Below are 17528 nucleotides of genomic sequence, written 5' to 3'. Positions count from 1 at the left end.
GCTCAGCGGGGTGATCGATTGGGATGAGGTCACGATCGGTGATCCCGCCGAGGACCTTGCGGCCGTTGAGGCCAGCTACGGCACGCATTTCTTGAATCGGGTACTCACGCTGGGCGGCTGGTCGGACAGCACGATGGCCACCCGCATCGCCATCATTCGCACAACCTTCGCCCTGCAGCAGGCCCTATCCGCGCACCGGGACGGCGACGAAGAACAACTGGCGGACGGTCTGACCGGCTACCGCTGAATTCATCCCCCGGCCCACCATGATCGTCGTCTACTCCCATCACTGGCGTTGACGGACGGAGCACTCATGCCTGCAACAACCCGGTGATCGTTTATGGTCAAAGCACTAGAGCGCTGCCTCCTGCTAAGTGTTGGACGTCACTCATTCGAAGATTGATCGTTGAATGGCTCGTGGATGCGTTCCTTCGACGGCTGATGCCCGATAAATTGTGATGTTGTTCCAGCGGATGGTTCCGCCGGCGCCGACGCGGCCGCAGGTGGCGGACGGCGCCGGGTGGACGATCGGGTCATTCTGGCGGCGATCGTGTATGTGGCCACCACCGGGAGTGCGCGGCGGCCGTTGCCGCCGGTGCTCGGTGCCTCTTGGCAGACGGTGCACCGTCGCTTCGCCAAGTGGGGCGCCGCGCGGGTGTGGGCCAAGCTGTACCGGATCCGCCTGGACGAGCTCGGCGCCCGCGGTTAGCTGGACTGGTCGCGGTGCGCGATCGACTCCGTCAGCGTGCGGGCTGTCGAAGTGGGGAGCTGATAGGTCCGAATCTTATCGATCGCGCAAGAAGGGGTCGGAAATCCACCTCATCACCGAGCGGATCGGCTTGCCCCTCGCTGTCGTGATCAGTGCCGCCAACGTCCACGGCAGCCTCGCGCCGGAGCCGCTGGTGCGCATCATCCCGCGTATCGCCCGCCGGGGGATCGAGTCCAGTCAGCGGCTGGGACGTCATCGCTGAGTGGTAGAACGCACCGTCTCCTGGCTGGCCGAGCGCAACCGCTCATCGATAACACCGGGCCCCTCCCCCTGCGCGATGTCCTGAGCTTGGAGTGGTGATGGTGATCAATATGCGAACGCGCGTCTTTAGCGTGATCAGACCAAGGAGCCAAGCGCCAGGGGCCTCGTGGCCGGCGTAGCGGCGGTCTTTCGACCTTCTCCGGCGACGGCCGGCACACCAGTGCCGTCATCCACTACGAGCACAACAACCGCTGGATCCGGCGCGAGGTGATCCACAAGCCCGCGACCATCATCACCAGCAGATACAGCGCATGCCCCAGCAACCCCCACGACACCAGCCCCAACGCCAGACCCCGCACCAGCTCCACGGCGTGGTACAGCGGAAGAGCAGCCACCAGCGCCTCTACCGCCGCTGGATACCCGCCTACGGGCGCGAATGTGCCGGAGAACAGGAACAACGAGAACTGCCCCACTGTGATCAGGTCGAGATCCTGCCAGCCGCGCATCAGCGTCGAAACGACCATCCCCACCGCGCCGAACGCCATCCCCACCAGCAATGTCGCCGGGAACGCCGCCAGCGCCCACCAAGGCTCCGCCAGCCCGAACATCACCATGATCACCAGGAAGATCGCCGTGTAGAGGGCACTGCGCACCATGGCCCACGCCAGCTCACCGAACGCCACCTCGATCGGCTGCACCGGCGTAGCCAGGATCGCATCAAACGTCTTGGAGTACTTCATCTTGTAGAAGAAGTTGAACGCCGTCTCAGCCAGCGCCCCGTTCATCGCGGACGCCGCCAGCATCGCCGGAGCCACGAACACCGCGTACGGCACCAGCGCGCCGTCGTCCATCTGGATGTTCTTCACCAGCGCACCCACGCCGACACCGATCGACAGGAGATACAGCAATGGCTCGAAGAACCCCGCCAACAACACCAGCCAATACGACGCGCCGCTCCGCAAAGCCCCCAGGTTACGGTTCATCACCGCACCCACCCGGCTCGCCGACACCTGTCGCGCCACTAGCAAAGTCACCATGACGCCCACCTAATCCTGAAGCCGTCGACGGAACGTGAGCGAAGCCCACCACCACCCGGCGGCCCCATAGGCCACCAGCACCGCTACGTGCACGAGCCACGGCCATGACGTCGGCAGACCGAGCATCGCCGCCCGGCACAGCTCCACCGCATGCCACAGCGGTGACACGTACGCCGCCACGCGCAGCCAGCCCAGCTGCTCCACCGGAAAGAAAACCCCAGAAAACAGCGTCGCGGGAATCATCACGAACCGGAACAGCAACTCGAAATAGCTGTCGTGGTCGACCTTGGCCGCGAATGCCGTCACTGGAGCCGCCGTCGCCAGCGCCAGCAAGGCCGCCAGTACCGGCGTTATCGCCACCCACGGCGAGGACAACCCCACCCCGACCGCGACGACCACCAGGAACACCAGGACCGCGATCTCCACCCGAACCACGAGGTAGAGGAACCAGCCTCGCAACAGGTCCGCGATCGACACCCGCGTCGCGAACGCGGCGTGCGCCGAGCGATAGTCCTTGAACGCCGCCATCACCGAATACGTCGACTCGCTGATCATCATCTGGAACGCCGTCGACGCCAGCACCCCGGGCACGATCCACTCAACGTAGGAAAAGTTCTGTATGTCGCCCACATACCGCCCTACCCCCAGCCCGATACTGACCAGGAACAGCAACGGCAACGCGAACGACGCGAACACCGACGTCCGCCACAAACGCTTGTACACCACCATGTTCCGCTCGAACACGGCTATCGTCGGATGCGCCATCAGTCGACCAGGGTCCGGCCGGTCAGGTGCAGGAACACATCCTCCAGTGACGAACGCCGGATCAGCACGCTGGAGGGCGTCAACGCGCGCCGATGCACTTCATTTACCGCCCCATCGCCGTTCTTCGCATAGAGCAGAATCCGGTCCGGCAACAGGTCGATCCGATCCCCGATCCCATCCAGCTTTTCCACGTACGTTGCCAGCTCATCCGTCCCGAACCGCAGCTCCACCACTTCGGGGGAGGCATACGTCTCGATCAGCTGCCGCGGCGACCCCTCCGCGACGATCCGTCCTCCGTCCATCACCACCAGCCGATCACACAATTGCTCGGCCTCGTCCATGTAGTGCGTTGTCAGCACCAACGTCGTGCCCTGCTGCTTGAGCCGGAACAACCGCTCCCACAACAGATGCCGCGCCTGCGGATCCAGCCCCGTCGTCGGCTCATCGAGCAGCACCAGCTCCGGATCGTTCACCAGCGCCCGCGCGATCGTCAGCCGCCGCCTCATCCCGCCCGACAAGGGCGCCACCTTTGACGACGCCTTCTCCGTCAGCTGGGCGAACTCCAGCAGCTCGACGGCCTTGGCCCGCGCCTGCGCCCGTGACAGTCCGAAATAACGGGCATACGTCGTCAGGTTCTCGGTCACCGTCAGATCCAGATCCAGATTTTCCAGCTGCGGGCATACCCCCAGCCGCGCCCGGATCGCCGAACTCTCCCGCACCGGATCCCGTCCGAGAATCCGCAGCGACCCCGCCGACGGCATCGACACACAGCTAATCATCCGCATCGTCGACGACTTCCCCGCCCCATTGGGCCCCAGGAACCCGAACGCCTCCCCCGGCGCCACTTCCAGGTCGATCCCCGCCACCGCGGTGAACTCCCCGAACCGTTTGACCAGGCCCTGAGCCTGAATAAGCGATTGCATGGACACGGACCAGATCCTACACACAAACATGATCTCGGAGTCCCGACATACTCCTGACCGGTGTCAGTATCGGGCCGGCGCGCCCGGTCGATAACCTGATCCCCCGCGCCACAAGCCTCCGTGGTCGGCTCCTCTTACAGGCCCCCGAACTCGCCGTCAAGTCATCCGTGCGGGCATGCGCATCGAAGCGACCGAGAACAAGCATAAATCAGTCCACCGTCATTCGTCACCACCCATCGCTATCAGAGGAATCGGTATGCTGATTCTGGCTATGAAGGAAGGCCATGACGGAGGCATCGTCGCCATCGAGGACGGCAAGCTGTTGTTTGCGCTGGAGGCGGAAAAGGACAACTTCCCGCGCTATGACAGGTTGACCGCCGAGGTCATCACCAGGGGCCTCGGCCTGCTGGACCGCCAACCGGACGTCGTGGCGCTGGGAGGCTGAATGAAAGGGTTCTCCCTTGCGAACCCGCCCTCGCACACGGGATATTTCGGAGTCGGTGAGGGCTCCACTTCGGATGAAGAAGGCAAGCTTTTTCGGCAAGAAAGTCAGATGCTTCTCCTCCACTCACGAACGCTCGCACATCTATTCCTCGCTCGGCATGGCGCCGCCGGTTCCCGGCCAGGAATACTACGCGCTCGTCCGGGAAGGTCATATCGGATCGTTCTACCGCGTGAACGCCAAGGGCGAAGCCACGCACCTTGAACAGGTGATGAGCGACCCCGGGAGCAAATACGCGTACCTGTTCGCGCTGGCCGACCCGACGCCCCCCGGCGGTGCCGTGTTCCGCTTCAACGACGCAGGCAAGCAAATGGCGCTGACCGGTTTCGCCGAGGACGTTCCGATCACTCGGCAGGAGCGAAAGACCACCGAGTACATCCTGAAGCAGGAGCGGGTTTTCTCGTCGCTGTCCAAGGCGGATATGTCGTGGTCGCACGTGTACAACAAAGGCGTCGAGTCGCAGGAATACAAGAACACCGCCAAGCGACTGTCCGATGCGATTTTCCAGGCTTTCTATGACTACGCCGAGAAAAATCTCACCGAAGGTCTGCCGCTGCTGGTCTCGGGCGGGTGCGGCCTCAACTGTGACTGGAACAGGATGTGGCATGAGAGCGGCCTGTTCGAGTCGGTGTTCGTTCCCCCGTGCCCGAATGACAGCGGTTCCGCGCTCGGCACGGCAGTCGACGCCCAGTGGTACTACACCGGCCAAGCCGGCATTGAGTGGTCGGTGTAGGCCCGCGTTCCGCAGATGTGTAGCGAGAAAAGCACACAGATATGGGCTCTGAGCTGCGGAAACGCGTGTGGGCGCGCTGATGCGGCGTGTCACTAGGTGGGGGTGTTGTGCCTGGTCAGGCTTCTGCGGCGGGGATGGCGTCGACGATCTTCTTCGGGGTCGGGATGTCGAGTTTGGCCAGGATGTCGCGCTGGGTCTTGGTCAGTTCGGCGCGCTGGCGGAAGGTGCCGGTCGGGCCGGTGAAGGTGGCGATGGTGAGCGGGTCGAACTCGGTGCGGATGCGGTTCCAGGTGGCGCCGGTGGTGGTCTCGATGATGCGGATCAGCAGCAGTGCCAGCCAGCACAAGATGACGTGCGCGCGGATGCGTTCCTCCAGCCGGTGATAGACCGGGCGCAGATCGATGACCTGCTTCATGTCGCGCCAGCCCCGCTCGACCTCCAGCAGTTGCTTGTAGCCGACGGCGATGTCCTCGGCCGGCAGCTTGGGGTCTGAGCAGCGCAGCAGGTATTTGCCGTCGAGGTTCGCCTCGGCCTTGACCTTGGCGGCGTCGATGCGCAGCAGCCCGTTGGGGGTGGTGCGCAGGTAGCGGTTCAGGCCGGGCTTGGTGGAGATGACGCCGCGGAGTTCGGCGCGTTTGGTGGCGCTGAGCGTGTCGGTGCCGGCGATCAGTTCCTCCAGTTGGGCGATCAGGCGGGTTCGGATGGCGGCGTCGCGTTCGGCGCCGTCGGGGTTGAAGCAGATCACGAACCGGTCGGCCTCGCCGATTCGGACCTCTTTGACCTTCAGGTTCTCGGCCACGTCCTGGTAGCGGCCCTGGCGTGACAGCGCGGCCTTGGCCTCGGCCGAGCCTGAGCGCAGCCGTTCGCCGATGATGTAGTGGTGATCGCCCTGGCGCAGGTAGCGGCGGTTGTCGGCGGAGGCGAAGCCGCGGTCCCCGACCCAACGATCTTGGACAGGGTCCAGTCCCGCATGTCGTCCTTGACCTGGCGGATCAGGGCGGTGTCGGTGGTGCTGCCGGGCCAGGACCAGACGCGGACCGGGATGCCGTCGCGGGTGACGGCCATGCCGATGACGATCTGCGGCAGGTCGTCGCGGTGATCCTTGGACTTGCCGCGGGCTCGGAAGCCCTTCATCGCCGGCTCATCACCACCGCCGTCGCCGTTTTCGGAGTCGGGGCCGGGGTCGGGGAGTGGGACGCCACGTCCGTCGCGGGCGATAGGCTCGTCGCCTTCGTCGATCTCGAAGTAGGTGGAGGTGGTGTCGAAGAACAGCAGGTCGACTTCGAGGTTGAGCAGGGTGGCGACCTGGTCGAACACCTTGCGCTCGACGGAGTCTTGGGCCTGGTGCAGCCAGTCCATCGCCCGGTAGCAGGCGTCGTCGGAGCAGGCGGGCAGGCCGTCGATGTGGGCGGTGCGGCCGGCCCAGTGCGAGGCGGCCAGCTTGGAGGAGGGGTCCAGGGCGCGGTTGGCGACCAGGGCGAACAGCACCCGTTCGGTGAACAGGCTGCGCCGGGTGGCGGTCAGGATGCGGGTCATGATCGTGTCGATCTTCAGCTGCCGCCACAGTTGGTCGAGGAGATAGACGCCGCCGTAGGCGGCCGAGCCGATGAAGGTCAGGTCCGCGCCCGAGGTGAGGGCGGCGGCGCGGTCCGGGTCCAGCAGCCGGCACAGCGAGCCGACCAGGCGTTCGACGGCGGCGCGGTCGATCTGGTCTTCGCGGCCGAAGTTGTGCAGGACCTTCATTTTGGCGGCTTTGGTGACGGGGTCCCACTCGTTGTGGGCGAGTTGGAGGTATCGCACCGTGGTGCCGTTTTTGTTCTTCCGGGTCGCTGTCCTGACGAACATGTCACCAGACCGTAGCAGCGTGTGTGCATGTCGTGATGGGGTCATCGGCGAAGTCGTGTCACTAGGGCTTTCTGCCGTTTCCACCAAGCCGGGCCACGCTGACCTGCGGGTTCAGACCCGAACATGCCCTGGATCATGGATGAGCTGCGGAACGCGGGGTACGCGGGTGAGGAATTCGCGGAAGACGTCCAACCAGACCCGGCCAAGTACCTCGTGTGCCCGCTGATCGTCGGCGAAGTCGCCGAGTGCATCGAGCGCGGCGACATCATCGGCTGGGCACGCGGACGCTACGAGTTGGGACCCCGCGCCCTGGGCAACCGCTCCATCTTGGCTGCACCGTTCACCGAGGAGACCACGGTCCGGCTGAACAGGATCAAGCGCCGCGAGGGTTACCGCCCGATCGCGCCCATCGCGCTGGAGTCCGACGCACCCAAGTGGTTCACCGGGTCGGTTGTCGACCCGTACATGCTCTACTTCAACCACGTGACCTCCGACGACCTCAAAGCGATCACCCATGTCGACGGCACCGCGCGCACTCAGACCGTGACACGGGACCGCAATCCAGGCATCGTGGACCTACTCGAGGCGTTCCGCGACCGCACCGGCTTCAGCGTTCTGTGCAACACCTCGCTGAACAACAACGGACGCGGCTTCATCAACCGCACCAGCGATCTCATCGCGTACGGCGAGAAACACGGTCTCGACGGCTACGTCATCAACAACAGCTTCGTCACTCCCCGCCGTCCGCGGACCGGGCAGCCAGCTCATTCCAGCTGAAGGCTCAGGAATTCGCCGCAAAATTCATGCTCTGATGCCGGCGACCTACCCGGCCGCCGGCTCGGGCTGGGAACCTGCCGACGAGAGCCGGGTTCACTGCACGGGGGTGCCCAGGTAGCCGGGGAATCGCCCCTCCGGATCGCGGACGGCCCGGATGCGCTGCAGCCTGGACCAGGCCGCATCGGACAGAATTCTGTCCGAGCGGACGGTGAAGTCGCTGTCACCGAGGTAGCAGCCGTCCGAGTACGGCGACAACCTGTTCATGGCCGAGTTCAACCAGGAACGGCACTTCTCGTCGTCTGCCGGGCCGCGGCCGGCGACGTACGCGGCGAAATACAGGTTGGGGCGAAGCGAGACAGCCATGTCCGGCAACGCTCGCGACAGCTGCGGGCTGAAGTCACTGAGAATCACCGACGATTGGGGCGTGGGCAGGTCGGTGAAGGCCGCCACCAATGCCGGCACCAGGTCCGATGTCTTCCCGACGAGGTAAACGTTGTCGACGAAGTAACGAAGGCCCGCGGGGCTTCCGGCTGACTGCTCGGCGAACAACGCGCTCAAGGTCGTCGGCTGAGCAGCTGTGGACTTCACCGCTCTGTCGGCCACTGGGCACGTCTCCAGCGGGGCCAACGCGGACGGGCCGCCGTCGAAGGACACCCCATCGATGATCACCACAGGAGAGTCCGAACCGGGCGGAGTGGCTCCGATGGCGAGGAAGCCCACCGACGGATCCACGTCGCGCCGTACGGAGTGGAACCAGGTCAGCACCTCGGTCGCCACCTCAGCCGGGTAGACGTAAGTGGATCGGATCAGGCTCCGGTGGCGGGGACGAGTGCGCAGCCGGAATTCGGTGACCACACCGAAGAATCCGGGACCCGACCCGCGCGCCGCCCAGAACAAATCCGCGTTCTCCGTCTCGGAGCAGCGGACCAGTTCCCCGGATGCGGTGACCACGTCCATGGATTCGACCGACTCCACGGCCCAGCCCCCGCCGCGGCAGCTCAAGCCCATCCCGCCCTGCAGGAGAAAACCGCCCATGCTCACGGTGGGATGGTGTCCGACGGAGAAGAACCGGCCGTGCGCGGCGAGGAACGGGTCCAGGTCCAGTCCGCTGCGTGCCGCCGGACCGACCGCGGCGATTCCGGTGCCCGCGTCGTAGTGCATCCCGTTGAGCGAGGCCAGGTCGATGAGCAGCGCGTCCTCGCGCAGCGACCAGGCGGCCCAGCTGTGTCCGCCGGAGCGGACCGATACCTTCCACCCCTCCGCGGCCGCCAGTTTCACCCCGGCCGCCACGTCGACGGCATCAGCGGCACGCAGCACCGCTGCCGGGCGTCGCGCGGGCCTGCGACCGTTGAAGATGGTCGCGAGCGCGGCGTCAGAGAAGCCGGCGTCGCCGCTGCGCCAGAAGGCGCCGGTGAAGCTCATCAGCGGCCGTCCGAGACCGCGAATCGCGCCGCCACGTCCACGATGGTCTCGACGGCCTCCGTGGTGATCAGGCTTTCGTCGTAGTACACGACCACGCGCGGGACCGCCTCGTCCAACCACCACGCGAAGATGAGGGGGTCGACCAGGCCATGACCACCCGGTGCGGGCACCTGGACCGGCTCCGCCTGCGTACCCGCCAGAGGCGAGCCCCGGAAACCTTCTCCTGATTGATCGAGGGTCACATGCGCCCCATTTCCACCGATCGAGGATGTCAGGTCCAGGCCCCAGGACCGTTCGACGATGTCGAGCGGGAGCGCGTAATCGAAGACGTCGAGGCTCTGCCCGAAGACGTCGCGGACCGTTTCCAGCGGCCCGCCCGGTTCGCCGTCGAGATGCAGGGGGACACGCTGGACGAACTGTCCGAGCGTCTTGGCCGTGTACGGCAGAGCACGCCCGTGGTGAGCGACACTGACCCCCACGCTCGAGGCGCCGGTCGCCTCCTTCATGCCCGCTAAAATGGCGGAGGTCACCACCACGAACGGCGTCGCCCTGGCCTGTCTCGCCAGATGCCGCACCCTCGAGTGCGCGTCCGCCGGCAGCGCACGACGCACGATCTTCAGCGCGGGCTCGCTCTCCGCCGCACCGGCGATCGGCAAGGGGGGAGGGGAAGATCCGAACCTTTCGGTGTACGCACGCCAGAACGCTCTGCGCTCCTCCCCCCATCGGCCGGCGAACTCCTGCCGGAGCAGCGCGGCGAACTCTTGGTAGGAGGCGGCGCCCTCGGTTTCGCAGTTGATCCGTTCACCGGCGACCGCACGCTCGTAGAGCTCGCCCAACTCCGCTACGAGAAGGTTCCACGAGGTGAGGTCGGTGATGAGGTGGTCCAGTGCTATCCCGAACAGATGCCGCCGGTCGTCGCGTTGCACGACAACGACGCGCGACAGACCTATGGCGTCGAGGCTGAAAGGAGCCCCGACGAGGGTCCGGCGCATCGTCTCGAGCGCTTCATCGTCCGTATCGGCCGAGTGGAACTCCACCTCGGTCAGCACGTCCTCGTACGTGCACGCCTCGTCCGGTGAGACGTACGCCCTGCGCATGACGTCATGGCGCAGGCATAGGACGCGCCACGCCTCGCGCAGAGCCGCGTGATCCAGCCGTCCGGTCAGCCACGCCGTGGAGTAGACCAGGTTGTGCCAGTGCGCGTAGTTTCCGGCCAGCCGAGCCATCTCGACGAACGATGTCGGACCTGGCGTGGCCTTACCCCAGCTCACCGGCATTCCTCTTCCTCCTCAGATCAGGCATTACGTTCGGGCCCGGTGGCGACTTCAACCGAGCGTGGCGATGGCCCTGCTGAGCTTGTCGACGAGTTCGATCGACTCGTCGGTGGTGATCGTCAATGGAGGCGCGATGCGCACCACGCCGCGCTCGGCGCGCACGAGAAGGCCGTTGTCCATCGCCCCCGTCGCGATGGCTTCCGCCGACTCCGGCGAGTCGGCCTCAATGGCGATGACGAGGCCCAGCCCGCGGATGTCAGTGATCTTCGGGTGCGCTCGGAAGGCATCAATGCCTGACCGGATTCCGGCGCCCTGGGCCGCCGCGTTCTCCACGAGCTTCTCTTCGCCCATGACGTCGAGCACGGCTTTCGCGACTGCGGCGGCGACCGCGTGCCCGCCCGTCGTATGCCCGTAGCGCAGTCCCTGGGCGACCGGGGCGTTCCTGAACGTTTCCTTGATCGCCGTCGTGGCCGTCACCACGGCGAGCGGGACCAGCCCGCTGCTGATCCCCTTGCTCGTGACGACGATGTCGGGAGTGATCCCGTCATGGTCGAAGCCGAACATCCGGCCGGTACGGCCGAAGCCGGTGAAGATCTCGTCCAGGATGAGCAGCGTCCCGTGCTCGTCGCACAGCCGCCGGAGCCCGGCGAGGAACCCCTCGGGGAGCACCGTGCAGCCGCCCAGCCCCAGCAGCGGCTCGACGATGACCGCCGCGGCCGGCGTCCCGCTCTTGAGCGCCTGGGAGAAGAGCCCGAGCAGTGCTTCGGCGCCTTCCGCCGTGCGTAGCGCACGAGGCTCCGTGGGCAGGGCCACGTGGTCCACAGGAAACCGGTTCGGCCAGTCGTTCAGGGTGAACGGCAGCCTCGACAACTCCTGACCGAGGGCGGTGGTGCCGTGGTATCCGGCTTCGAAGGAGATGATGCGCTCGCGATTCTCGCCGAGATGGCGCCAGTACTGCCAGCAGATCTTGAGCGCCGCCTCGATCCCCTCGGAACCACTGTTGATCAGAAAACTCTCATTGAGATCGCCCGGCATGATCTCGGCGAGCCGCCGTGCCAGAGTCTCGGCGGGCTGGTGGGAGGCGGCCATCGGATCGTAATGGACGAGCCGCTGCATCTGGTCGACCGCGGCCTCGATCAGTTGAGGATGCCCGTGGCCGCACGACACGTTCAGCACACCTGAGATGCCGTCCAGGTACCAGGTGCCGTCCGCGCCGCGTACTCGGCATCCGCGCGCCTCGGTGATCTGCAGGTCGGCCTGCTGGGTGACCGGCGTCCAAGGCCGCCAGAGGGAACTCGAAGAAGTCGATCGGCTCATGGCGTTGCCCTCCGTGAGTCTGGTCATCGGGATTTGCCGTGCGAGATGGATTGCGGATTTCGAACCGGTTCTGTGTCGATGACGCGAAGAGGCGGCCCGCCCCAAGATCGGTTGTGCATTGCTGGCAGCCTACGAGGCATGCCCTGCTCCAAGTACTGACGAATAGCAGGAACCTGTGGAGCCCGGTCCGGATCGCCTCAGCAGGCGCGCTCGGTGACCACCATGCGCAATTCCGATGTGTATCGTTCGCCGTCTCCATCGGAGAGCCAGCACTCCTGCGGCGCCGGCAACATCTCGGTGAAGGTGATGTCGCCGTCCGAGCCGTCCTTGGCCATACGCCGGATCGTGCTGGCCAGGCTGTTGATCAGCGGCAGGCTCGTGAAGTCGACGTACGCCGGCTTGGTCTCGATGGCAACGGAGTAGAACGCTCGCCGAGGCAGGTTGTTGCGGGCCACCCACTCCCGCATCTGTAGATAGCGGAGCTGTTCGTTCAGTTCGCCGCGGACCGCCGCGTAAGCCCAACCGCACTCGCTCGGCGAAAGGCGCCAGGACTCGCGGGCGACGACGAGCCGCCCGATGGACACCCGCGGGCGGTGCGGCCATTTCGGCAACATCCGGAACGCGTTCACCGAGACCATGGACAGGTAATCGCCGAGAACCTCGGACAGCGGATAGCGCCGGTCATCGACATCGCTGCGAACCATGAGTGTTTGGCCGACCCGTGCCACCGTGAGGGCGGCCAGAGGAATCACCTCGCCTGGCACGTGGGACACATCGTCGGCGCCGCGGCTCCAGTACCGGTAGCGCGGCGACATCAGTGACGCGGGCATGATGGTTCGGGTGAGATCATCCCAAGCGCGCGGAACGATCAGCACCATCCGCTCGTCGCCGACGGCGGCATGAGTCATCGCCAGAAGGCGATCGGGGTCGGGGTGCTGGTCCGCGAACGTCTGGATCTCGACCGTGTTGTGCGTCATGTGGAGCTCTCCCAGCACGAACTGGTACTCACCACGGCCGACCGCGTCGAGGGATTCCGCCCCGAGCAGGACATCAGGGGAATGCTGCTGCCCGCGCGCCCACGGTGGCGTCGATGCGGCGAACTCGGTCCGGACCCGGTCGGCGATCTCAGTGGGCTCGACCCTGTACCGCCGCACCCCGTCGGGGATCGCCAGGATGTCCGCCCAGCGCCGCTGCAGTTCCTCGATCGCGTTCTGAACGAGGGGCGGAAGGTCTCGATCCAAGTAGAACTCGCGGGTCGCCAACGCCAGCAGCCGTGCCAGCGGAACTTCGGCAGTGCCGAGCAGGAGGCAGGCTCGGTCGTATAAGGCGTCGAGCCGGCTGAGGTAGTCGCGCGCGATACGGGCAGCGAGCCAGCGCACGCTGTCCAGGACGAGTGAGAGCGGCTCGCCCAGTTCATCGAGCATGTCTCCGCTCAGCGTGACAGTGACATCGCGGACAGTGTCCTCGTAAACCGTTGTTCGCGCACCGTACGTCTTCCCGTGCGAACGGACGGCGCTGTTGCCGGTGAGCTGCTGAAACTCGACGTGCAGCTTTTCCAGCGCGCCTCTGAGCCGGGCCGGATCGCCGGCAGAGGCGGCGACGTCGTTCTTCGCCCGGATGAGCCGATCGAGATCGTCAAGAGCCCGCTGTCTGGCCTCCGGCTCCGGCACCCGGGCCAGCCGGGCCCGCAGGCGCTGCTCTGCTCGCGCTTCGACAGGCCCCTCGAAGTCAAGCCGCAACAGGTCCCGGTCGCACAGTTCGTCGAGAAGAACCAGCAGCAGCTCCTCCTCGTCGACCGCCAGGTCCTCGGCGATCTCCCGTACCGTGCGCACTCCGTCGCATCGCCGCACTACGGCGGCGGCATCCGCGGACAGCGGCACCCGCTCGCCGCTCGCCAGTACGACGTGGTCGTCGTGGAACCGGTGGGCGGGCACCCGGCGCGGGGGAACACCATGCCGCAGCTCGGGCCGCTTGGCCAGGGTCGCACCCACCGCGTCGATGGCCCATACCTCGAAGGAGACGCTGCGTCGACTCAGCAGAGACTGCCCCGCGAGCAGCGACGGCCGGGGAGCCGTGGCATCCCACTCGGCCCAGCCCACCGGACCGAAGAACCCTATCGAGTCGTTCTTCGTGGTGTACCGCTGCAGGTAGTTGGCGATCGCCATCTCCCGCCGGCGCACTGCGCTGCCGCGGCCACCAGGCTCGCCTCCGCCCCTGTCCAGGCAGGTGTCGAGGAAGTGAGGGTTCTGCCAGGTGACGGCTTCACGCAGGCGCGGATCGGCAGCGACGGATTGGACGGCGTCAGTGACTCGGGCCAGCGCCGCGGCGAACTCGGCTTCGTATTCGGCCGCATCATCACCCTGGGCCTGGTCAGCCTTCGCCTTTATGCACTGATCTGCAGCCAAGGCGAGTTGCGGATCGCTGATCGCCTCGACTTGGCGGACTGGGAACCCCGCACCTCTGAGGACCATGCCACGCCAAATAGACCATCGTCCGCCCGGCAGGCGGAGAAATTCAGAGGCAGTCACCGGGGCCCCTCCCTCAAGAATGCGCCGAAAAGCGTCAAAGAAAACTTCCTTCGCGGGAAAGGTAATCGAAGATCACCTGGTCGACGCCCGATATGCGATCCCGATATGCATAAGTGAGCCAGACGATCTCTGCGATCTCATAGCTGGGCGCGGGCGTTCCCTGATAGTCGGCGGAGTAACACGTCATCTGCACCATCGTCCCGAGCGGGTGACCGTGAGCCTGAGCTTCGAAAAGTTCCCACATATCCGACGCTCGACGGAATGATCGCGATGCACAGCTCCTCGATTTTTCCTTGAGGACCAGGCTCCGTGCCCCGGCCAGCTTCGCCCCCACTCGCGAGCCCCACCGCGGTCGCTTCATCGCCGCACGGTACGCAGGGAATCGGCGACGGGCCGCCGAATAGCGATGCAGGGGACTGAGCGGGGAGCCTGGAGTCCCGGCGATCATCCCGGACACCCGCCTCGGCGATCACCGCATAGGCTCGGCCAGCGGCCATCAGTGCTGCTCGGCCGTCGAGCGACAACGACGTAGACGTAATCACAGGGATGCTGGTGAATTGTGGTCTGCTCGCCCGGCGCCGGCTCCAGCAGCCGGAGACGAACTCGGTCGTCCTGATGCAGAAGCTTGGTTCCGACCTGTTCAATATCGCCCCGCACGACTCCTCCAGAACGGCGATCATTTTGCTGTCATACCGTCTCGACCGTATCGATCACACATTTCCTGGGCAGCACGGGATCGATTTCTCCAAGGAAAAGCCAGGACCGTGGCGCTGCAATACGCGCGGTTTCCACGAAACACCTGGTGCTGCAGCATGTTCGTCGGTCGCCAGCCACCGAGTGGGAACACCCGGCCTTTCCGCAATTACGGCTGGTGCGAGTATGCAGGCTCGTCGGCAGTGCTTAGTACTGAAACCTGCCAGTATTGCCCGGCAGCCAGAGCCCGCCTGACCTATGACAAGACGGATAGCGGCACGGGATCGCCCAGGTAGGTGAAGAACAGCGGGTTCCCTTTATAAGGCCGGCGGCCCTGTGCGGTGAGGACGTTGTCCGCGACGATCAGGTCTCCCGCCTGCCATCGGACGGCTGCGGCCGTTTTGGCATAGGCGTCTTGGATTGCGGACACCTCATCCTCGGTCAGCGGAGAGCCGTCGCCGTAACCGGTCTCCATCGGGAGGTCCGGCCCGAATGCCCGCCGCAGAACCGCCAGGTCTCTCGGCTCCAAGCTCGCGGAGTTGAAGAACGCCGCCTGATTGAACCAGCACTCCTCGCCCGTCTTCGGGTGGACCACTGTCGCCCGCCGCCGGCGGACCGTGCGGAGTCCGCCCTTGGACACCCAGTCGTGATCGATTCCGATCTGCGCGAACAGTTCGATCAACGCGTCGAAGGAGTCGACGCCGAAAGCCTCACTCCACTTCATGCCGAACTCTTCGCGGAACACTCGCGTCAGCGTCCAGCCCAGTTCCTGGAAGCGGCGCGCCAGTTCATCCGGCAGGTGGTGCAGCAGCTCGCGCGAGTCGGCAAGGCAGGTCTCCCCGCCCGCTTCGGGCGGGCGCACGCACGCGGTCAGAGCGATGCTGGGGACGACCGCGCTGAACGTCTCCTCCTGGTAAGGGCACAGTTCGCGGTCAGTCGGCCACTCGATCGGTGAAGCGACTCCGTCACTGTAGACAGTGCGCTGACCGAACAGCTCCGTCGCCCGATACGGTTCCACGCCAAGGATTTTCCTGACGATCGTCAGATCGGCGGGTTCGCGGATGGGCAGGCCGCGAATCAGGGCCGCGCCCCGCGTCCGAACCGTGCTGCGGATATGGTCGGCCGCGTCCAGCAGCCAGTCGAACGCTGATTCTTCAGGGCTCAGGATGGTCGGGGGCATCATGGTGACTCCTCGGTCGCGAATCGGCATCGAGATCGGCAGGTCGAGAGCCTGATCATCGGGATCACTTCGGAGGTCGACGACGCTATCAACGCCGGCAAGGGAAGTGCCCTGGTCGATGTCAGCACGACCATGCGTGACCGAATCCTGAGAGAGCAGCTTGTCCAAGTGGTGATCTTGCTGGAGATGATCGTCCCTTCAGCTGCACCGAGCACCTTCTACCGCGACTCGCTTGTGGGAGCACCGTCACGCTCGGCGTACGCCACCGCGAGCGCGATGCGTTCCAGCCCGAAGGCGACACAGGCACTGTGTGCCGGACTGCCGTCCGGCAGCTCTATCTCGAAGATCTCACCGAAGTGGTCCTTATGGCAGTTGGCCGAGGCCACCGCCTGCCTCAGGCCGTCGGCCACTGGGGCCACCAGTTCGAACTTGAGCGCTTGGGCACGCTGATTGACGGAGAGCAACTTGGCCCCAGGGCCGAAGAACGGGTCGGTGGCCGTCTCCGTGGCGACGTCGAGTCCCAGGGCGGTCAGCCAGTCCGCCACCCGCTGCCGCCAGCGATCGCGAAACTCGACGCAGGCGTCCGCGGTCCCAACGAATACCAGCTCACGCATGCGGAAGGACCGGAACCGTCCTGGCTCGACGGTCGCCTCGTGCCGGTAACAGCACGCCTCCACGGCGAAACGCGCCGGTGCGGTCAGCGTCGCGCCGGCCAGGAGCGGATAGATGTGATAGCACGCCGCAGGCGTGAGCACCACGTCGGCTATTTCCTGGCGATCGTGCCACTTGCCGCCCGAGACCGCCTCAGCCCGCCGGGCCAGCCATTCGGTCGCGTCGCCGCCGAAGTTGTGCACAGAACCGAGCAGATGCGGGAACTCGCGCACGTACCCGGACCGCTCGACGACGTTACGGGGGAGCACCGGAGGCGCGGTGAGCACCGTCAGATCCTCGGCCGCGGCTAGGTCATCGATGTCCGTGCGCAGGCGTGCCAGCACCCGCTCGAACTCTGCCGGAAAGAGCGCCACTCCAGGCGCCGCGGTCTGCAGCGGGAGAGCTTGTCGTGCATCGATCATCATCGGCTTTTCCTTTCGGCTCACGGGCGGATGCGGCATCGTGGACATCGCCGTTCAGCCCCTACGTGTGCGGATGGGGAGTCGTCCTGCACTTTGTCCGCGCGATGCTCCTCCCGGGCCTCGATGGCGCGCGTCCGCCGCACGCGGATGCCGATCTGCGAGCCGAGACTCCCCCGAACGCGGCGCCCGGCGGCCGCGTCCCCGCACTCGCGGTCATGCGGCCGAGTGGTTGCGGCGGTGTTCGGTGTGCAGCCCTGACGCACCGAGGACGTCAAGAGCCGAGCCCGGCTGGCAGAGGGAAGCGGATCCGATGCTGATCAGATGACCGCGCCGGCCGTGTTTCTCGCCGTACGCATGAAATCGCTCGAACGGTTGCTGAAGCCTCGTCCCTGAACCTCATAGAAGAAAACGCAGCCCGACTCGCCATTCCCCGCAGCCCTCGCAAAGGGAGCCAAATGTCGACGTGGCCCCGATCTTCCGAACGGCAAA

The 17528-nt window shown here is 65.7% G+C and carries 14 protein-coding genes and 2 pseudogenes; 6 read left to right on the top strand and 10 right to left on the bottom strand.

What is annotated here, in order from left to right:
• Both ACTMTI_RS52380 and ACTMTI_RS52375 read left to right on the top strand, forming a co-directional pair.
• Positions 1-247 (top strand): phosphotransferase (locus tag ACTMTI_RS52380; RefSeq protein WP_441128432.1); only part of this gene is annotated, 247 nt, incomplete at its 5' end.
• 194 nt (positions 248-441) lie between these two features.
• A pseudogene (locus ACTMTI_RS52375) lies at positions 442-968 on the top strand (transposase); the annotation flags it as partial.
• 235 nt (positions 969-1203) lie between these two features.
• On the opposite strand, the gene ACTMTI_RS52370 reads toward ACTMTI_RS52375, so the two are convergent.
• Genes ACTMTI_RS52370 through ACTMTI_RS52360 form a run of 3 tightly spaced genes read right to left on the bottom strand, consistent with a single transcriptional unit; the run spans position 1204 to position 3695 of the window.
• Positions 1204-2007, bottom strand: coding sequence for an ABC transporter permease (locus ACTMTI_RS52370; RefSeq protein ID WP_441128430.1), 804 nt, complete (start codon positions 2005-2007; stop codon positions 1204-1206).
• Positions 2008-2016: 9 nt separating this feature from the next.
• A complete protein-coding gene (locus ACTMTI_RS52365; protein WP_441128429.1) occupies positions 2017-2772 on the bottom strand; it encodes an ABC transporter permease in 756 nt (251 codons plus the stop codon).
• Entirely contained in the window at positions 2772-3695 is a 924-nt protein-coding gene (locus ACTMTI_RS52360; protein WP_441128434.1) for an ABC transporter ATP-binding protein, read from the bottom strand. The genes ACTMTI_RS52365 and ACTMTI_RS52360 overlap by 1 nt, the downstream gene beginning before the upstream one ends.
• A 175-nt stretch (positions 3696-3870) precedes the next feature.
• On the opposite strand from ACTMTI_RS52360, the gene ACTMTI_RS52355 reads away from it, so the two are divergent.
• Together ACTMTI_RS52355 and ACTMTI_RS52350 are read left to right on the top strand one after the other, a co-directional pair.
• Positions 3871-4140, top strand: a complete 270-nt coding sequence (locus tag ACTMTI_RS52355) for a hypothetical protein (RefSeq protein WP_441128427.1) — start codon at positions 3871-3873, stop codon at positions 4138-4140.
• Between the two features lie 73 nt (positions 4141-4213).
• Positions 4214-4930, top strand: a complete 717-nt coding sequence (locus ACTMTI_RS52350; protein ID WP_441128425.1) for a carbamoyltransferase N-terminal domain-containing protein — start codon at positions 4214-4216, stop codon at positions 4928-4930.
• Positions 4931-5045: 115 nt separating this feature from the next.
• Here ACTMTI_RS52350 and ACTMTI_RS52345 read toward each other — a convergent pair.
• Positions 5046-6775: pseudogene (locus ACTMTI_RS52345) on the bottom strand (IS1634 family transposase).
• Positions 6776-6910: 135 nt separating this feature from the next.
• Here ACTMTI_RS52345 and ACTMTI_RS52340 point away from each other — a divergent pair.
• Complete coding sequence (locus ACTMTI_RS52340; protein WP_441128423.1) at positions 6911-7552, top strand: carbamoyltransferase C-terminal domain-containing protein; 642 nt, start codon at positions 6911-6913, stop codon at positions 7550-7552.
• Positions 7553-7645: 93 nt separating this feature from the next.
• On the opposite strand, the gene ACTMTI_RS52335 is transcribed toward ACTMTI_RS52340, so the two are convergent.
• The 4 genes from ACTMTI_RS52335 to ACTMTI_RS52320 all read right to left on the bottom strand — a co-directional run bounded on the left by ACTMTI_RS52335 (position 7646) and on the right by ACTMTI_RS52320 (position 14093).
• Positions 7646-8974 carry an FAD-binding oxidoreductase gene (locus tag ACTMTI_RS52335; protein WP_441128422.1) on the bottom strand — a complete coding sequence of 443 codons (1329 nt, stop codon included), beginning with the start codon at positions 8972-8974 and terminating at the stop codon, positions 7646-7648.
• Complete coding sequence (locus tag ACTMTI_RS52330; protein ID WP_441128420.1) at positions 8974-10245, bottom strand: condensation domain-containing protein; 1272 nt, start codon at positions 10243-10245, stop codon at positions 8974-8976. Before ACTMTI_RS52330 ends, ACTMTI_RS52335 begins: the two co-directional genes overlap by 1 nt.
• A 54-nt stretch (positions 10246-10299) precedes the next feature.
• Positions 10300-11592: an aminotransferase family protein gene (locus ACTMTI_RS52325; RefSeq protein WP_441128418.1), complete on the bottom strand. Its 1293-nt coding sequence runs from the start codon at positions 11590-11592 to the stop codon at positions 10300-10302.
• A 170-nt stretch (positions 11593-11762) separates the two neighbouring features.
• Positions 11763-14093, bottom strand: coding sequence for a lantibiotic dehydratase (locus ACTMTI_RS52320; RefSeq protein WP_441128417.1), 2331 nt, complete (start codon positions 14091-14093; stop codon positions 11763-11765).
• Positions 14094-14639: 546 nt separating this feature from the next.
• Between ACTMTI_RS52320 and ACTMTI_RS52315 the strand changes: the two genes are divergently transcribed.
• Positions 14640-15041: a hypothetical protein gene (locus tag ACTMTI_RS52315; RefSeq protein WP_441128415.1), complete on the top strand. Its 402-nt coding sequence runs from the start codon at positions 14640-14642 to the stop codon at positions 15039-15041.
• A gap of 1 nt (position 15042) precedes the next feature.
• On the opposite strand, the gene ACTMTI_RS52310 is transcribed toward ACTMTI_RS52315, so the two are convergent.
• Together ACTMTI_RS52310 and ACTMTI_RS52305 are read right to left on the bottom strand one after the other, a co-directional pair.
• Complete coding sequence (locus ACTMTI_RS52310; RefSeq protein ID WP_441128414.1) at positions 15043-16134, bottom strand: TauD/TfdA family dioxygenase; 1092 nt, start codon at positions 16132-16134, stop codon at positions 15043-15045.
• A gap of 50 nt (positions 16135-16184) precedes the next feature.
• Positions 16185-17042 (bottom strand): hypothetical protein, encoded by an 858-nt coding sequence (locus tag ACTMTI_RS52305; RefSeq protein ID WP_441128412.1) that lies wholly within the window; start codon positions 17040-17042, stop codon positions 16185-16187.
• Positions 17043-17528: the final 486 nt, after the last annotated feature.

This window comes from Nonomuraea sp. H19, assembly GCF_052068215.1.
Taxonomy (GTDB): Bacteria; Actinomycetota; Actinomycetes; order Streptosporangiales; family Streptosporangiaceae; genus Nonomuraea.
This window is presented reverse-complemented; position numbering and strand designations above follow the sequence as displayed.

Coding starts and splice junctions, on each gene's coding strand:
- ACTMTI_RS52370 (WP_441128430.1), bottom strand. CDS start 2,007: ATGGTGACTTTGCTAGTGGCGCGACAGGTGTCGGCGAGCCGGGTGGGT.
- ACTMTI_RS52365 (WP_441128429.1), bottom strand. CDS start 2,772: ATGGCGCATCCGACGATAGCCGTGTTCGAGCGGAACATGGTGGTGTAC.
- ACTMTI_RS52360 (WP_441128434.1), bottom strand. CDS start 3,695: ATGCAATCGCTTATTCAGGCTCAGGGCCTGGTCAAACGGTTCGGGGAG.
- ACTMTI_RS52355 (WP_441128427.1), top strand. CDS start 3,871: ATGCGCATCGAAGCGACCGAGAACAAGCATAAATCAGTCCACCGTCAT.
- ACTMTI_RS52350 (WP_441128425.1), top strand. CDS start 4,214: ATGAAGAAGGCAAGCTTTTTCGGCAAGAAAGTCAGATGCTTCTCCTCC.
- ACTMTI_RS52340 (WP_441128423.1), top strand. CDS start 6,911: ATGGATGAGCTGCGGAACGCGGGGTACGCGGGTGAGGAATTCGCGGAA.
- ACTMTI_RS52335 (WP_441128422.1), bottom strand. CDS start 8,974: ATGAGCTTCACCGGCGCCTTCTGGCGCAGCGGCGACGCCGGCTTCTCT.
- ACTMTI_RS52325 (WP_441128418.1), bottom strand. CDS start 11,592: ATGACCAGACTCACGGAGGGCAACGCCATGAGCCGATCGACTTCTTCG.
- ACTMTI_RS52315 (WP_441128415.1), top strand. CDS start 14,640: ATGCTGGTGAATTGTGGTCTGCTCGCCCGGCGCCGGCTCCAGCAGCCG.
- ACTMTI_RS52305 (WP_441128412.1), bottom strand. CDS start 17,042: ATGATGATCGATGCACGACAAGCTCTCCCGCTGCAGACCGCGGCGCCT.